The sequence below is a fragment of the Chitinophaga sp. 22308 genome (assembly GCF_052045305.1).
GTDB lineage: Bacteria > Bacteroidota > Bacteroidia > Chitinophagales > Chitinophagaceae > Chitinophaga > Chitinophaga varians_A.
In genome coordinates this window covers 121,509-137,612 of record NZ_JBQEOP010000003.1, presented here as the reverse complement: position 1 = coordinate 137,612, position 16,104 = coordinate 121,509, and the positions used below count along the sequence as shown (strand labels likewise).

At 49.9% G+C, this 16,104-nt stretch carries 11 protein-coding genes; 6 read left to right on the top strand and 5 right to left on the bottom strand.

Translation table 11 applies throughout. From position 1 onward, the window contains the following. From ACTJJS_RS12280 to ACTJJS_RS12270, 3 genes are read right to left on the bottom strand one after another with little or no spacing between them, the layout of a single operon-like run. The gene (locus tag ACTJJS_RS12280) at positions 1 to 1,206 is read right to left on the bottom strand and encodes an AGE family epimerase/isomerase (protein ID WP_440663895.1); all 1,206 of its coding nucleotides are present in this window, start codon (positions 1,204 to 1,206) and stop codon (positions 1 to 3) included. Positions 1,207 to 1,209: 3 nt separating this feature from the next. After that, on the bottom strand, positions 1,210 to 2,142 hold the full coding sequence (locus tag ACTJJS_RS12275; RefSeq protein ID WP_168871370.1) for a DUF4434 domain-containing protein: 933 nt from the start codon (positions 2,140 to 2,142) through the stop codon (positions 1,210 to 1,212). A gap of 12 nt (positions 2,143 to 2,154) precedes the next feature. Continuing rightward, entirely contained in the window at positions 2,155 to 4,014 is a 1,860-nt protein-coding gene (locus ACTJJS_RS12270; protein WP_440663894.1) for an FAD-dependent oxidoreductase, read from the bottom strand. A 208-nt stretch (positions 4,015 to 4,222) separates the two neighbouring features. Here ACTJJS_RS12270 and ACTJJS_RS12265 point away from each other — a divergent pair, with 208 nt between their 5' ends. Next, positions 4,223 to 5,446: an ROK family protein gene (locus ACTJJS_RS12265; protein WP_168871372.1), complete on the top strand. Its 1,224-nt coding sequence runs from the start codon at positions 4,223 to 4,225 to the stop codon at positions 5,444 to 5,446. A 66-nt stretch (positions 5,447 to 5,512) separates the two neighbouring features. Here ACTJJS_RS12265 and ACTJJS_RS12260 read toward each other — a convergent pair whose 3' ends face one another. Both ACTJJS_RS12260 and ACTJJS_RS12255 read right to left on the bottom strand, forming a co-directional pair. Further along, the gene (locus tag ACTJJS_RS12260; RefSeq protein ID WP_440663893.1) at positions 5,513 to 7,807 is read right to left on the bottom strand and encodes a hypothetical protein; all 2,295 of its coding nucleotides are present in this window, start codon (positions 7,805 to 7,807) and stop codon (positions 5,513 to 5,515) included. A 281-nt stretch (positions 7,808 to 8,088) separates the two neighbouring features. Further along, positions 8,089 to 8,499 (bottom strand): response regulator, encoded by a 411-nt coding sequence (locus tag ACTJJS_RS12255; RefSeq protein ID WP_440663892.1) that lies wholly within the window; start codon positions 8,497 to 8,499, stop codon positions 8,089 to 8,091. Between the two features lie 135 nt (positions 8,500 to 8,634). Here ACTJJS_RS12255 and ACTJJS_RS12250 point away from each other — a divergent pair, with 135 nt between their 5' ends. From ACTJJS_RS12250 to ACTJJS_RS12230, 5 genes are read left to right on the top strand one after another with little or no spacing between them, the layout of a single operon-like run. Continuing rightward, positions 8,635 to 12,663, top strand: a complete 4,029-nt coding sequence (locus ACTJJS_RS12250; RefSeq protein WP_440663891.1) for a response regulator — start codon at positions 8,635 to 8,637, stop codon at positions 12,661 to 12,663. Between the two features lies 1 nt (position 12,664). Further along, positions 12,665 to 13,039 (top strand): response regulator, encoded by a 375-nt coding sequence (locus tag ACTJJS_RS12245; protein ID WP_440663890.1) that lies wholly within the window; start codon positions 12,665 to 12,667, stop codon positions 13,037 to 13,039. 3 nt (positions 13,040 to 13,042) lie between these two features. After that, a complete protein-coding gene (locus ACTJJS_RS12240) occupies positions 13,043 to 13,870 on the top strand; it encodes a CheR family methyltransferase (protein WP_440663889.1) in 828 nt (275 codons plus the stop codon). A gap of 14 nt (positions 13,871 to 13,884) precedes the next feature. Next, positions 13,885 to 14,466: a chemotaxis protein CheB gene (locus ACTJJS_RS12235; protein ID WP_440663888.1), complete on the top strand. Its 582-nt coding sequence runs from the start codon at positions 13,885 to 13,887 to the stop codon at positions 14,464 to 14,466. Between the two features lie 43 nt (positions 14,467 to 14,509). Further along, entirely contained in the window at positions 14,510 to 16,096 is a 1,587-nt protein-coding gene (locus ACTJJS_RS12230) for a hybrid sensor histidine kinase/response regulator (RefSeq protein WP_440663887.1), read from the top strand. Positions 16,097 to 16,104: the final 8 nt, after the last annotated feature.

The following is a 16,104-nucleotide window of genomic DNA, read 5'->3' as shown; positions in this document are numbered from 1 at the left end:
CTATTTAGGTTGAGTAGATAATGCTTGTTTGGCTGCCAGTTGCTGCAGCGTGTTCCAGCTCTGGTAAAGTCCTCTTGGCACGTGGAAACAGCCCTTCCATTTACCGCCTTTGAGCGGAAGCAGCGGCTGCCCCTGCCTGTTAAGATAACCAAACCATTCACCATTTTCAGGATCCGGGAAATGTTTCCAGGTATAATCGTGTACTTTTTTAAACCACTGCCAGCATTTTTCATCACCGGTATGCAGGTAACCTTTCAACAGGCTGATGATGGTTTCTATGTGCACCCACCACAGTTTCTGGTCCCATTCCAGCTGCTGGGGCGGGTATCCCTTTACATCCAGGAAATAGAAGATGCCACCGTATTCCTGGTCCCATCCATATTCCAGCAGTGAGAGCGCAATGTCTTTGGCTTTGGTGATCAGCGCGGAATCGTTGTTGCGGGTGGCGAGGTCCATCACAAACCACATGGCCTCCAGCCCATGGCCGGGGTTGATCAGGCGGCCTTCAAAGGAATCGGAGAGCTGGCCTTCCGGTGTAATGTTTTCCATGATGAGGCCTTCATCGGGCTGATAAAAAATATCCATCACGGTATGGACGCCCTGTCGGATGGTATCTTCCACCAGCTGTTTATCAAGCAGTGACTCCATTTCCAGCACCAGGTTGCAGAGTATCATGGGCAGCGCGAAGTTCTGCAATGGCCGGGTACCAGGGACAGCTTTGGAATAATGCCCTTTCGGATTGTCCTGGCGGCGAAGGATATTGTGGAAAGTGCTGATGGCAATATCGCTGTAGTCTGCATTGCCGGTGGCCTGGTACAGTTGCCCGAAAGCCATGGCGGCAAAACAGTCAGAGAAAATATTATAAGGCGCTATCAGCGGTTCGCCGGTACGGGTAAGGGAGAAATACCAGTTCCCGTCTTTGTCGCGCCCGTGTTTCCGGAGAAATTCCGCACCCTGGACGGCCATGTCCAGCCACTCCTGTTTTTGTTCCACTTTATTGTACAGCATCGCGAAACACCATACTTCCCGGCATTGCAGCCAGATGAACTTGTCTGTATCGAACACTTTACCGTCGCGGTCGAGGCAGGTAAAATAGCCGCCATATTGTGTATCTGGTGAATGCTGCATCCAGAAGGGGATGACATCGTTCAACAGGTTGTTGCGGTACAACGTGGCATAATCGTGAAATTCCATTGTTCTGTTCATTGATCAGAGGGTTTTGAGGTATTCTTTATAGCGGTTATAGAGGTGCCCGGCCTGCAGGTAAGCTGACTGCGGGCTCATAAAATGTGAGAACTCGAAGGTAATAGCTTTGTCGTAACCCGCTTTACGTGCGGCTTCCAGCTTCATGCGCAGTTTTTCAAACTTGATGGGCATGAATTTGATGGGCATGTCGCGGTCGAAGGATTCGGCGTTGGTCCAGCATTGTATGCCGTAGCGGTCGGCCATCCTTTTGTTAACGGCAAAGAAATCGGGCAGCTCATGGAATTCGATATGGCCATCCTGGAAGGCGACAGCGTCCACTACGCCCTTGATGCCATCGAATATTTCGCTCCACTCGCTTTCATGTTGTTTTAGTGACACCGCCTCTTCTCTGGTGATAGTGGAAGATGCGGCCATCACCGCTTTTTTGCCATCTATCCAGGGGGATATGAGGGTGGGCAGATTATTGGAGATATCCTTGCAATGCTTGCCCAGTTTGGCGTAGAGGTCAATTACCTTACCGGTGCGGCGGCTTACTTCCTGTGTAAGGTACCAGCCTTGGAAGGATTTATAATGACCGTAATTTTTCCATACTTCATCAATGACTTTCAGGTTGATGTCGACCTCTTTCTGGAAATCGCCTTTCCACCAGTATTTACCGGAGTCGTACAGGCCGAAGTAGAATTTCATATGGTGTTTGTCGGCCAGTTCGAGGAACATTTTTACCAGGTCTACGGGAGGCTCATAGCCCCCTTCTTCCTGCATCACAACTTTGGAAGGATAGGTGAGCCAGCGTTGAAACCCGCTGCGGATAAGAAATACCGTGTCTATGCCAACGGCTTTCATATGGGAGAAATCGGCGTCCCATTCTGCCCGGCCCCAGTTCTGGTGCGGGATATCGTGACTGATCTCGTCGAGGAAAGTGCCTGTTATTTTCATGATGTGGTGGTTTTATGGTTGAACAGCGCCGGTAAAGGACACAGGAATATCAAAAGGGTGAAGGAAATGGTCGGTCAGTACGGCGGCCATTTCGCGGTTAAGCGGCAGACTTTCGTGCAGGACAGTGCTGAGCTGCAGCTCATGCCATGCAGCCGCTATTTGGTCGTAGGTGACGGTAATGCCGGCAGTCTGCCAGGCTTTTATCAGAAAGGCAGGGGTGAGGTCCTGCCCGGTGGGCGTCAGCTTCCGCGCATCCGGGTAGTAGGTGAGCAGTCCCTGTGTAAATTCATATTCACTGATGGGCCGCTGTGGATAGAACCAGGTTTGATTGGCCCAGGTATGCGGTATGCCGGTGCCGCGAAGTATACCGGTAGCGCCTATACGTTGTATGGCGGCGAAGTGCGGGTGTTCTTTCGGCACATCGATGTAAGGCATGAGATATACGCCTGCTTTCAGCAGGGCCTGCTGCACCTGCCTGACGGCTACCTGCCGTGGTTGTATTTTTTGTTGCAGGGAGATGACCGCCAACGCGCCGGCGGCCTGGCCCAGCTGCAGTACGACCGGTTGCAGGCGGGTGGCGCCGTTAACGATATTGGTGACGCTGATGCTTTTTTCAGCCACGATCAGTCCGTCTGTGGTAGCGGGTATCAGGGAGCCGAGCGGAATATTGTAGGAGGGCACTTTGGCTTTGGAGAAATCTATTTTCGGTACTGCCGGATCTTTTTCCTGATGGTGATCAATCGGGTAATCTCCTACGGCAATGCCTGTACGATAATAGGCTTCCGGTTGCCCGAAAGGATTAGCCAAATGGTTAAAACTAAGCGTGGCGATGCCTTTGAGGCGGCGGGCCTCCCGGTAGTAGGGGATCATGGGCAGTTTGTCGGCAGTAGGATATTCATCATCAGCGATACCGAGATGTTTGTAGCCCAGTTCTGTTTGCAGGTAGTAGACATAACGGAGCGTATGTAGTTTGGCTTGTTGCAGGGCTTGGGTGCGGGCTTCGCGGGTCATTTCGATGACGTTGAGCGGGTAGTCGTTGCCGCAGCCGGGCCAGTTGATCATGTATTTGTGATTGGGCAGTTTGCCGTACTGCATCATATGGTCGCAGTTCATTTTACCACCGTTGCTGCTATAGGGATCATCATTGGCGCAGCAGCAGCGGAAGATACCGGGATTATATCCTGCCGGGCGGGGAATGGTTTTGTTGGCGCCGGCGCCATAATCTTTAAGCGTGGCCACATAGGTAAGTACCTGGATATAGTTGTTGGCTTTGAGCGGTGCCACGGCTTCACCGGTTTCCATACGGCTGTCCATGCCGGTGCGGTAGGCGGTGTGGGTGGCGGCCATGATATCGCCCAGTTCGGTGGCGTCTATGATCAGTAGCGCTTCTATAGTGCCTGGCTGGTTGTTGCGGATGAAGCTGACCTGCCAGCGGCCGTTGATTTTTTTGACGCTTGTCCAGCTGGTGTTAAAAAATATTTGCAGCTGTTTTTCTTTGGCAGCCAGCTGTTGCAGGATACTATTGCCTACCGATGGTTCAAAGAGGGTGTTGCTTACCCAGCCGGTGGCTACGGCCTGGGGGCCGCCGTAATGTTGGTGCAGCTGTTCCCGGAATTCGCCCCAGAGGCCTGATGGCAGGGTATTGTTGCCGTCTATGGCGGAAACGCCGGCGGAGGTGAGCATGCCTCCCAGCCAGGTGGTTTCTTCCAGAATCGTTACGCGGGCGCCCATACGGGCAGCCTGTATGCCGGCTGTGGTGCCACTGGCCCCGCCGCCGATAATGAGCAGGTCGGTTTGCAGCGACTGGGCATTGAGCTGCCAGGCGAAAAGACAAAGAAGTTGGCTGATAATAATTCGTCTGATATCAATCATAAAAGAGCTGGATAGACGACTAAAATAAAAAAATTAATTACTAACTGCTAATACTAATTAATAAATTTTATTTATTCTTGTTAAATAATAAAATAATTTTTGAAATATTGTCCGTTTATGTAAATAATCGATTTGATCGCGCCTGCTTTTAATAATTATTAAGAATAACGTTATTAACTTGGCCCCTCAATCAAGTAAAGCACACTATATGGCTAAAACCTTTTTCGAGGAATTGAACAATGAAAATCTTACCGGGGTAGCCTATAAGAACATTCACCTGAAGAAGGCCGCACTGGCCTACTTCGCCAACATCGGCAATGCCACCATTGCCGATATGTGCAAACAGCTCAACCTTAGCGCACCCAAAGTAACCACCCTGCTCAATGACCTGATCCAGGACGGCCTGGTAAAAGATTACGGAAAAGTGGAATCTACCGGCGGCCGGAAACCCAACCTGTACGGCCTGGTACCTGATTCCGCATTTTTTATAGGAGTAGATGTAAAACAACATCATCTTAACCTGGGACTGTCTGACCTGCAGAAGAACCTGGTCTGCACGGAAGAGAATATTCCCTATAAACTGGATAACAACAAAGCTTCCCTGGAAGAACTTTGTACGCTTATCAGCAATTTTATCGACGGTCTGCCTGTGCCGCGGGAAAAAATACTGGGCATCGGCATCAATCTCTCGGGTCGTATCAATTACGCCACCGGCTATAGTTACAGCTTTTTCTATTTTGATGAAGAGCCGCTGAGTAAAATTATCGAGTCGAAAATCGGTATCCGTGTTTTCCTGGAAAACGACTCCCGTGCTATGGCTTACGGCGAATTCAGCTCCGATGCGGTACATGGGGAACGGAATGTTCTTTTTCTGAACCTCGACTATGGCATTGGGATGGGCGTGCTGATAGACGGCCAGCTGTATTACGGTAAATCAGGCTATAGTGGTGAAGTGGGGCATATCCCGCTGTTTGATAATGAAATCATCTGCCATTGTGGGAAAAAAGGATGCCTGGAAACAGAAGCCTCCGGATGGGCGCTTACCCGCATGTTCCAGGACAAATTACGGGAAGGCTCTTCCTCCATGCTGAGCCGCAAACCCGGCGCGCCGGACAACATCCAGCTGGAAGATATTATTGACGCTGCTATACATGATGATGTGCTCGCGATCGAGCTGATAGCTAAAATAGGAGAAAACCTCGGCCGCGGCATCGCCCTGCTGATCAATATCTTCAACCCTGAACTGGTGATCCTGGGCGGAAGCCTGGCAGCCACACAGGATTATATCCGGCTGCCTATTAAAAGCGCGGTGAATAAATACTCCCTCAGTCTGGTGAACAACGATACCAAGCTGCGTATCTCCGGCCTCGGCGAAAAGTCTGGTATCATCGGCGCGTGTCTGCTGGTACGGAATAAAGTTCTGATCAATTAACAAATCACGATAGAAAGAAAAAGCGCGGAGGTCAACTCTGCGCTTTTTCTTTTTTATTACGATTAATTAATCTTTCTTCTTCCTCAGAAACGAAAACAGCCCGCTGCCGTTTTTCAATCCGGCCTTTTTACTAACTGCCGGTTGAAAGCCCGGGTCTTTTTCCAGGATACGGTCAATGGTTTTGCGGCAGGCGCTCAGGTCTCCCTTGCCTTCCTGTGCCAAAGCCATCGTGTAATAGAAAGCGGACGATTCTGCGTCCCAGCTCCAGTTCATGTCTTTATAGGTCTGCACGCATTGATTGGCGTATTGCAGGCTGTTGTCGTAGTCTTCCAGTCCCAGGTACGCTTCTGCGAGGAAAGCATATACGCCGCAGCGGTTGTTCGGTGAATTGTCTGATTCATCACCACGGGACATGATTTCCAGGGTTTGCAGCATATCCTGGATGGCAGCTTCGTGCCTGTTCAGTTTAAGTGCGGCTTTACCTCTGAAGTAGAAGATTTTCATCTGCGATACCAGCGGCAGTTTGGCTATACCGCCAATGGATATACGATTATTGACAGCGCCGATGCAGTGTTCGTACTGGCCATTGTCATAATACAGGTACATCAGGTTGAAGTAGGCGTCACTGTCGTCGGGTTTTTCCTCGAGATGTTTTTCGAGGGCCTGTATCCTTTCGTGCAGGTCGTCCTGACTGTCTGTTTTGATAAAGGCGCGGCCGGTTTTGATGCGGTCTATGTTATAGATGATGATTTCTTTTTCTTCTTCTTCCAGTTCGTCCATATCGTTGGTAATCCACTCTTCATATTCCGTCAGGATCTTATTATAGAGGGCCATGGCATCGTCATAGCGTTCCAGTGCGGTGAGGTCTTCAATGATCCGTTCATGGATAGACACGTAATATACCAGCGGCAGGCTGGAGATAAAAGTGTTGAGGATCATCTGCCGGTCGGCCACGGCTTCGGCATATTTCCCCAGCTGATGAAACGCGTCGGCGCGGGATTCCAGCTGCTCCCAGAAGGGGGACATGTTATACCCTACGCTGTGGATATGAATAGCTTCTTCATATGCGCCCAGTTCAAACAGCGTGATGCCGTAGTTGTTGCAGCACATGGCAAAATGGTGCGGATGGCCGGCGTAAGACGAACCGGTATTTTCGTACCAGTAGGGATAATACAGGGCGTATGCTTTCTGGTAGAGGTATTTTTTCAGTTGCGTCAGTATCTGACGGGGCCCTGAGGCTTGCTCTTCCTGCAGCAGTTCATTACATACCACGCCGGCCGAATACCAGTCGTACGCAATAGGGTAATCGAGATCGGTCCAGTTGTCCGGGAACTCCCCATGTGTTTTGTAATGGGCATAGTACCACCGGATAATGGTGGACGGGTAAGGCCGCATGGCTATCGCCTTTTCATAATACGGCAGTGATTCGCTGTAGCTGCCGATATTAAAGAGGGCGGTAGCGGTGAAGTGATAAAAATAACTCTCCTCCGGGTACAGGGAGATAAAGCGTTTGCCGGTGGATATCTGTTCCAGCGTGCCTTCCGCTTCATCTTCACCGTAGAACTGGTGCCAGAAGTCGATGGTGCCCCAGCAGAATTCCCTGGCCAGTGCGGGGTGCCGTACACCCTGGTCCAGCAGGGCTTTTACCTGGTGGAGTATTTTCAGCATGTCTTCCTCTTCCTGTTCTCCCGAAGTGCTGGCGATGTGCAGCATTTCCGCGGCGAAGTCGTAGTCTGCCATTTCGAGGGCAAAATGCAGGGTGGAGAGGGTGCGGTTATTGTATACGGTGCATTGGAATGCCTGCCGGTAATAATCCAGTGCGGTAGGTTTATTGTCGTTGTGATAGTATACGTCGCCTATGCGGGTGTAGCACTGGAACCGCGCCACATTGAGCTGCGGGAGGTCATCGTGGTAGAGCGACTGGTAGATTTCCAGATTGCGGTGCATATCTGCCAGGGCTTTGTCTGTTTCATTTTGCAGCACCCATATCTGAAAGCGGTACAGGAGCGCTTTGGTGATCAGTTCCTCATCACCCTGATCAAGGATAAACTGGCAATCTTCCAGTGTTTCTGCTACTTTATCGTTGATAACATTGGCGCCCATATAAGCGCGGTGGACCCTCGCCTGGACATGTTGAGGGTTGTATTCCAATGCTTTGCTGAATGCTTCGTATGCGGTTTGGTATGCAGTGGTCATTTCCTCCCTGTCCTCGGCGGATTTGGCTATTTCAAGCCTGCACTTGCCCATCAGGTACCACGCGGCGGCTTCGGCCGGATGCTCTTCCAGATATGTTTCCAGTTCAATCGTCGCTACCGTGTATGCCTGTTCCTGATATAACCTTTCCAGTTCTTCCAGATTCATAATACCATTAGATTAGAACGTGCAATTTATTAAGTTTGAAGCAGGTTGTCCAGCTTCATAAATAATTTCTGGATATTAAAATCGTTTATATATATTTATTGGATTGACCAGGATGCTGTAATACAACACTGCCTGTACAGGAGATGGGCCATGGGTGTGTGTTTTGGGGTGAACTTTCCAAGGTCCTGTCAGGTTGTCCTGCGACAAAAAATCGAATATCTTAACAATAATAAATATCCGGCCATGCAATTCCTTGCAAGGCCTTTTTTAATGCGGTACGGCTACAGGGAATACTGGATCGTCTGTTCCAGGATACCCTTCAGCAGCTGACTCAGTTCGTGCAGACTATTCGGTTTGGTGATAAAATAGGAGGCGCCCAACGCACGGGTTTCCTTTTTATCCGATTCATGGGAAGATGTAGTATAGATGATAACAGGAATGTGACGAAGATGTTCAATCTGCCGTAGTTCTGCCAGGAACTGCTTACCGTCTACCCGCGGCATATTGAGGTCCAGGAAGATCAGATCAGGTACTAAACCTTCTTCCAGCCGCGCAAGGGCATCTTCACCGTTGATAGCTTCGTTGTAAATAATATCCGGCACCAACTCTTTCAATACGTCGCCAAATATCATCCTGTCGTCCACGTCATCATCAATTAAAAGTACAGAGGAATATTTACAGCTGCTCACCATATGAGATTTAGAATAAAGACAAATTTATGATTTTGTTGGTATTTTCATAGCACTGGTTTAGTTAGGTATACGGTTTGTGATGCCATTACCCAACATTTATATTTTCCTGAAAAAAAATTAAACGAGCTCAGGCGGATGAAGAAATTTTTTATGCAGCTGCCACTGCCCAGGAAGTTATTCCTGATTGCTATTGTTCCCTTGATATGCCTTATTTATCTGGGTATCCAGATATTCAACAAACAGAGTGAGGATATCCGCAGCATCGAAAACCTGCTACAGGACGTAAGTACAGCCGCCACCGTGATGAAGGTGGCCGATGAAATACATATGGAACGCCGTTCCAGCGTGAATTACGTGCTGGGCAACTACTCCCAGAACGACCTGCTGATGCAGCGGGCCAAAACAGACCTCGCCATCGATGCCGTGAAATCCAGGCTGCTGGCGGCCGATAGCCGTTTTTTTACCTATTCGCTGCTCAATACGCTCCCGAAAAAAAGAAAAGAGATCGACAATAAGAGCATGCCACAACGGGAAGTGCTGGATTATTATTCCAATCTGATCTTCCGGCTCAACAACCTGGCGCACGCCAGTACACCGGATATCAGTGTGTTGAAGCCCCTGCAGCAGGACCTTAATTCACAGTACCTGCTGGCGCAGATGGCCGCCTACCAGGGCCTCATACGGATGGACCTCTACTACTTCATCCTGAAAAAGGAAGTGTGGCCGGACGACTTCTCCCGCATCGAAAACAACAACGACATGTATGCTTCGCTGCGGGCCGAATTCCTTGATAAATCATCCCCCGCCAATGCTGCTGCCCTGCTGAAAGTAGAGAAAAGCAACGAATACGTGATCACCTCCGATTTTATCAGCAATACTATCAAAAACCGGAAGATAGATACCCTTTTCAATGCAGACTCATGGTGGGACAATTCCAGCGCGGCGGTAGACCAGCTCAAACAGCTGCAACGCAGTATTGTGGACAAGGTCAGCAAAGAGGCGCGTACCATTGCACAGAAAGAAAATGACCTCAAAACACGCTATCTTGTTTTCCTGGTGCTTATTGTAGTGTTAGTGATAGCGTTCGTTACCTACACTGCCAAGACGATTACCGAAAGCCTGAACATACTGCGTTCTGCGGCCGATAAAATAGCCAAAGGCATGAGCGGGGAAGCGCCCGATATCCGTACAAGGGATGCCATCGGCAGCTTGTCAAAATCACTCGCCGCTATTGATCTGACCGGCCAGGAGCTGGCCATGGCAGCGGACAGCATCGGCAAGGGAGATTTTAATATCGCCGTGAAACCCCGCAGTAATGAAGATACGCTCGGTAACGCCGTAGTACAAATGGCGGCTGATCTGAAAGCCTTCCGCGAGGAAAATGAACAGGAGATATGGGTACAGGCAGGGCTTAACAAAATGAGTGAAACGCTGCTGACTGAAAGGGACATGCAGTCCCTCACCAAAGACGCTTTGTCCGATCTGGTACAATATACCGGCGCGCAAACAGGCGTGCTCTACATCCGCCAGAATGGCGACCTGCATTTCTCCGCCGGGCACGCGCTGTCGGACCAATATCCGGCTCCCCCCGTAGTGGCAGCCGGCAAAACACTGATGGGGCAGGCATTGCTTCAACGTAAGCCGATACACCTCCGTGACACCCCTGATAATTTCCTGCACATCGCCGGAGGGTCAGTCTCCGCACAACCCGGACATGTGTTTATTATACCACTGATACACGCCGGCATAGCGGAAGGCGTGGTGGAAATCGGTTCGCTGTTTCCTTTCAGCGAAAGCGCCATGCAATATATGACACGGGCATCCCACAGTATAGCTGTGGCCATTCAAAGCACCCGCAGCCGCATACGTCTGCAGGAACTGCTGGAGGAAACACAGTCACAGGCAGAAGAACTACAGGTGCAACACAGCGAGCTGGAAAGCCTCAACGCGGAACTGGAAGCACAAACACAGAAACTGCAGGTATCGGAAGAAGAACTTAAAGTGCAACAGGAAGAACTGATGCAGTCCAATGCTGAACTGGAAGAGAGAAGCCGCATGCTGGAAGAGAAAAACCAGATCATCGTGGAACGAAACCTCGATATCCACAAAAAAGCAGAAGAGCTGGCACTCAGCACCAAGTATAAGTCAGAGTTCCTCGCCAATATGTCACATGAGCTGCGCACGCCGCTCAATTCCATCCTGCTGCTGTCACGGTTATTGTCTGAAAACCATGACCATAACCTGAATGCCGACCAGGTGGAATACGCGCAGGTCATCAATTCCTCCGGTAAAGGATTGCTGACGCTGATAGATGAAATACTGGACCTCTCCAAGATAGAATCCGGTAAGATGGAACTGGAATATGGCCAGGTATACATTGAAAATATCCTCTCCAATATGCAGGCGCTGTTTGAGCCGATTGCACGGGACAAAGGACTGGCGCTGCACCTGGCTGCCATGCCTGGTGCGCCGGCATCAATAGAGACAGACCAGATAAGGCTGGAGCAGATACTCAAAAATTTCCTCTCCAATGCCCTGAAATTTACCGCCAAAGGTTCTGTTACGCTATCAGTACAGCGGGGCGATATAGCCGGTACTATCCGCTTTGTGGTAAAAGACACAGGCATCGGTATTCCGGTGGAAAAACAACAGGTGATCTTCGAAGCGTTCCAGCAGGCTGACGGCTCTACCCGTCGCAAATACGGTGGAACCGGACTGGGGCTGTCTATCAGCCGCGAACTGGCCAAGCTGCTGGGCGGCCACATTTCCCTTGAAAGCAACGGCGAAGACGGCAGCGAATTCTCAGTAACGGTACCGGTAGCACGAAAATATGAACAGACCACTTCAGCCCCGGTAGCTTCACCAACAACCATCAAAGAGCCTACTGTAGTGGACGAAGGGCTGGCTGCCAAAGGAGGCATGTCTTACCTGGCGCCACTGATTCCCGGTGATATCCCTGATGACCGTGACCATATTCAACCAGGGGACTCCATTGTGCTGATTGTGGAAGACGATACTTACTTTGCCAAAGCACTGCTTGAATTTACCCGTCAGCGGGGATATAAAGGCGTTGTTACTGTCAGAGGCGACATGGCCGGTGAACTGGCCCGCAAATACCGGCCTGTCGGCATCCTGCTCGATATCCAGTTGCCGGTGAAAGACGGCTGGCAGGTAATGGAAGAATTGAAAAATGATCCGGTCACCCGCCCGATACCCGTACACATCATCTCTTCGCTGGAAGCGAAAAAGGAAAGCCTGATGAAAGGCGCGGTTGACTTTGTGAGCAAGCCGGTCACCATGGAAAGCATGCAGCACATCTTTGAGAAGCTGGAATTTGTTCTGCAACGTTCCACCAAAAAGGTGCTGATACTGGAGGAGAATGCCAAACACGCCAAAGCGCTAGCCTATTTCCTGGGCAACTACCAGGTGAATTCAGAAATCAGCAGTACTGTTACCGACGGTGTACAATTACTGCAGCAGAAAGATGTGGACTGCGTGATACTGGACATGGGTATTCCTGACCAGCAGGCCTATGAAACACTGGAAACGGTAAAAGAAATCAAAGGGCTGGAAAACCTGCCCATCATTATATTTACCGGCAAAAGCCTTTCGCGGGCGGAAGAACAACGGATACGGCAGTACGCAGATTCCATCGTCGTAAAAACGGCACATTCCTATCAGCGCATGCTGGACGAGGTGTCACTGTTCCTGCACCTGGTATCAGAAAACAATGCGGCCGCACAAACCGGCAACAGCAAAATGTCGCTGCTCAACGAAGTGCTGAAAGGCAAGACCGTACTGGTGGCCGATGATGATGTACGCAATATTTTCTCGCTCACGAAAGCGCTGGAGATGCACCAGATGAAAGTGCTTTCCGCGGTAGACGGAAAAGAGGCGCTGCAGCAACTCAATGAACATACCGTGGATATTGTGCTGATGGATATGATGATGCCGGAAATGGATGGCTACGACGCTATTGCCGCTATTCGCAAGCAGCCTTCAATGGCCCATCTGCCGATCATCGCCGTCACGGCCAAAGCCATGATGGGTGACCGGGAGAAATGCCTGAAAGCAGGCGCGTCAGACTATATCTCCAAACCCGTGGACGTAGACCAGTTGATTTCGTTATTACGTGTATGGCTATACGATAAAGGCATGAAATAATATGGAGCAGAAAAAAGTACTGATCATAGATGATGACGCCCGCAATATTTTTGCGTTAAAGGCTGTGTTGCGCTCCCGCGGGATACCCTGTATTGCTGCTTCTACCGGCGCAGAAGGACTGGCGCTGCTGAACGGTGGGCATCAGGTAGGCGTGGTGCTGATGGACATTATGATGCCCGACATGGACGGCTATGAAACCATTGCGGCGCTGCGGGCCAAAGAAGGGGTAAAGCATCTGCCCATTATTGCGGTAACAGCCAAAGCAATGGTGGGTGACCGGGAGAAATGCCTTGAAGCGGGTGCTGACGACTATATTTCAAAACCAGTTGATGTAGATGTGTTGCTCTCGCAGCTACAACAATACTTATCTGTATAAGCTGTGAACAGGAATCATATTAGTGAACAGGAAGTGAGCATGTTACTCAACGATGTGCTGGAGCGTTATGGGTATGACTTTACCGAGTACGCACATGCCTCCATTAACAGGCGGGTGAATCATCTTTTTCAGCTGGACCGTTTCCCGAGCTTTGCAGAATTCCGCTATCGTATTATTACTGACGCAGATTATGCGTCGCGTTTTGTGGAGGAGATCACGGTAAATGTAACGGAGATGTTCCGTGATCCGCAGTTTTATTATGCGCTTCGTCAACAGGTACTGCCGGTGCTGGCCACATATCCGCTTATCCGGATATGGCATGCCGGCTGCTCTACAGGGGAAGAAGTGTATTCTTTCGCTATTTTGCTGCATGAGGCTAACCTGTTGCATAAATCAGTGATTTATGCAACAGACATTAATACCAGTGTGCTGGAAAAAGGGAGGACCGGTATTTTCCCGCTTTCACAGATGCAGCAATATTCGCGCAATTACATGGAAGCCGGCGGAGTACAGGATTTTTCATCGTACTATACGGCCAACTACGAATATGCTAAGTTCAGGCAGGACCTTGGAGGGAAAATTATTTTTTCTCCCCATAACCTGGTCACAGATGGTTCGTTCAATGAATTCCAGTTGATCATCTGCCGGAACGTGTTGATCTATTTTAATAAAATGCTGCAGGATAAAGTGCTGCGGCTGTTTTGCGACAGCCTGGAGCCACTGGGCTTCCTGGCGCTGGGCAGCAAGGAATCGCTTAACTTTACCACTGTGTCAGGGCAGTTCAGGCAGTTGGACGGTAAAGAGAAGATCTGGCGGAAACATCATCTGTAATCAACAAAATAACTATGGACACAGCTTCCCGCGTGGTGTTGATCGGCGGTTCCGCCGGTGGTTTACAGGCTATCCTGACATTATTGCCGGGGCTGTCGGTACGTTTGAATGCAGCGGTGATCATTGTCCTGCACAGGCAAAGCAGCTCAGATTCTGTGCTGGCGGAGTTACTGGCCGTCAAAACCTCATTGCCTGTCCGCGAGGCGGAAGAGAAAGAGCTGCTCCTGCCCGGCACTATTTACATTGCGCCGGGTGACTATCATTTGTTGATAGAAACAGATCGCACGCTGAGCCTGGATTATTCCGAGAAAGTAAATTTCAGCCGTCCCAGTATAGACGTTACGTTTACTTCTGCAGTGGAAGTATTTGGCCCGCAAACAATGGCCGTGTTGCTGTCCGGCGCCAATGACGACGGTGTGGAAGGATTGGCAGATGTGCATGAAGCCGGCGGTATCACCATCGTACAGGACCCGGACACCGCCATCGTGGATTTTATGCCACGCCATGCCATACAGGCTGTGCCGGTGGATTACGTGCTGGCAGCGGCCGACATGGCGCCTTTTATTAATAGTTTTGCCGGCCTGATGGTCGGTTGAGGTATGGTTATTGAAAAAAAAATTCCAGCCCAATAATTCATGTATGATTTTGATTGTTGATGATAAGCCTGAGAATATTTTATCCATCCGGAAAACGCTTGAGTTATACCAGTTTGAAGTGGATACGGCGTTGTCTGGTGAAGAGGCGTTAAAAAAAATACTGAAAAACAGCTACACCCTGATCATCCTGGACGTGCAGATGCCCAGTATGGACGGATTTGAGGTGGCGGAAGCTATTTCCGGCTACAGCAAGGCAAAGGATATTCCTATCATATTTCTGTCTGCGGTCAATAAAGAAAAGCGTTTCATCGTAAAAGGCTACGACTCCGGTGGTATCGATTATCTCACCAAGCCGGTAGATCCGGACGTCCTGTTGATGAAAGTAAAAACGTTCTCCCGCCTTTACCAGCAGTCGCAGGAGCTCAAGCAGATACATCAATCGCTCCAGGAGGAAGTGGAAGTCCGTAAGCTGGCGCAGGCCGCCCTCAGCGAAAAGGTGAACGAGCTGCATACCATGCTCGAAGTACTGCCTCAGATAGCCTTTACCGTTACCCCCGATGGACAGATAGAATATGCCAACCGCAACTGGTTTAAATACGCCGACAGCCTGCAGCTGTTGCCGGAAACCCTGCCAATGGACAAAAGCCTGCGGCAATGCCTCGATGATACATTGTATGCCGGCCTGCCGCTGGAAAAGGAAGTTTACCTGAAAGACAGGGCAGACAATAGTTTCCGCTGTCACCTGCTGCGTATTATCCCTGTGAGGGAAAATACCGGTATCAGCAAATGGATCGGCACCTTCACCGATATTGCCCATCAGAAACAGACCAACGAAATATTAGAGCAGAAAGTAAAGGAAAGGACCGAAGAGCTGGTGGAGATCAACAAATCGCTCGAAGCCAGTAACCACGATCTGCAACAGTTTGCCTCTGTGGCCTCTCATGATCTTAAAGAGCCGTTGCGTAAAATACAGCTGTTTGGCGCCATTGTGCGGGACCGCTTCCTGAAAACCGATCCCGGCGCTATGTCCTATATGGAAAGGATCGTAGGCTCATCGGAGAGAATGGCCCGGCTGATCAATGATCTCCTGAACTATTCCCGGTTGTCGGCAGCAAGCATATACGAAGTAACCGACCTGAATGTGGTCGTACAGGAAATTATCAGCGACCTTGAATTGACCATTACAGAGAAACAAGCTGTGGTGCGTGTGGAAAAATTGCCCCATATTGAAGCTGTTCCTGGGCAGATCCGTCAGGTGTTCCAGAACATCATCAGTAACGCCCTTAAATTTTCCCGGAAAGACCTGGCCCCGGAAATTCATATCTCCGCTGAAACCATAGCCGGAAGTTCAGTCGACGGTCTGTCACAGGCCGATGGCGACTATTGCCGTATAACCATTCGCGATAATGGCATTGGGTTTAATGAAAAGTACCTGTCCAAAATATTCACCATCTTTCAGCGCCTGCATAATGCAGACCATTACGAAGGCACCGGTATCGGACTGGCCATTGCCAAGAAGGTAATTGACAAACACCAGGGGATTATTACCGCTACCAGTGTGGAAGGAGAAGGGACTGCCTTTATTATTGTGTTACCCGTTCAGCAAATAAAAGTACCCAACAACAACTGATAAACCCG

Excerpts from the sequence above, each read along its gene's own strand:
- ACTJJS_RS12280 (WP_440663895.1), bottom strand. The coding sequence starts at position 1,206 with ATGAACAGAACAATGGAATTTCACGATTATGCCACGTTGTACCGCAAC.
- ACTJJS_RS12275 (WP_168871370.1), bottom strand. The coding sequence starts at position 2,142 with ATGAAAATAACAGGCACTTTCCTCGACGAGATCAGTCACGATATCCCG.
- ACTJJS_RS12270 (WP_440663894.1), bottom strand. The coding sequence starts at position 4,014 with ATGATTGATATCAGACGAATTATTATCAGCCAACTTCTTTGTCTTTTC.
- ACTJJS_RS12265 (WP_168871372.1), top strand. The coding sequence starts at position 4,223 with ATGGCTAAAACCTTTTTCGAGGAATTGAACAATGAAAATCTTACCGGG.
- ACTJJS_RS12260 (WP_440663893.1), bottom strand. The coding sequence starts at position 7,807 with ATGAATCTGGAAGAACTGGAAAGGTTATATCAGGAACAGGCATACACG.
- ACTJJS_RS12255 (WP_440663892.1), bottom strand. The coding sequence starts at position 8,499 with ATGGTGAGCAGCTGTAAATATTCCTCTGTACTTTTAATTGATGATGAC.
- ACTJJS_RS12250 (WP_440663891.1), top strand. The coding sequence starts at position 8,635 with ATGAAGAAATTTTTTATGCAGCTGCCACTGCCCAGGAAGTTATTCCTG.
- ACTJJS_RS12245 (WP_440663890.1), top strand. The coding sequence starts at position 12,665 with ATGGAGCAGAAAAAAGTACTGATCATAGATGATGACGCCCGCAATATT.
- ACTJJS_RS12235 (WP_440663888.1), top strand. The coding sequence starts at position 13,885 with ATGGACACAGCTTCCCGCGTGGTGTTGATCGGCGGTTCCGCCGGTGGT.
- ACTJJS_RS12230 (WP_440663887.1), top strand. The coding sequence starts at position 14,510 with ATGATTTTGATTGTTGATGATAAGCCTGAGAATATTTTATCCATCCGG.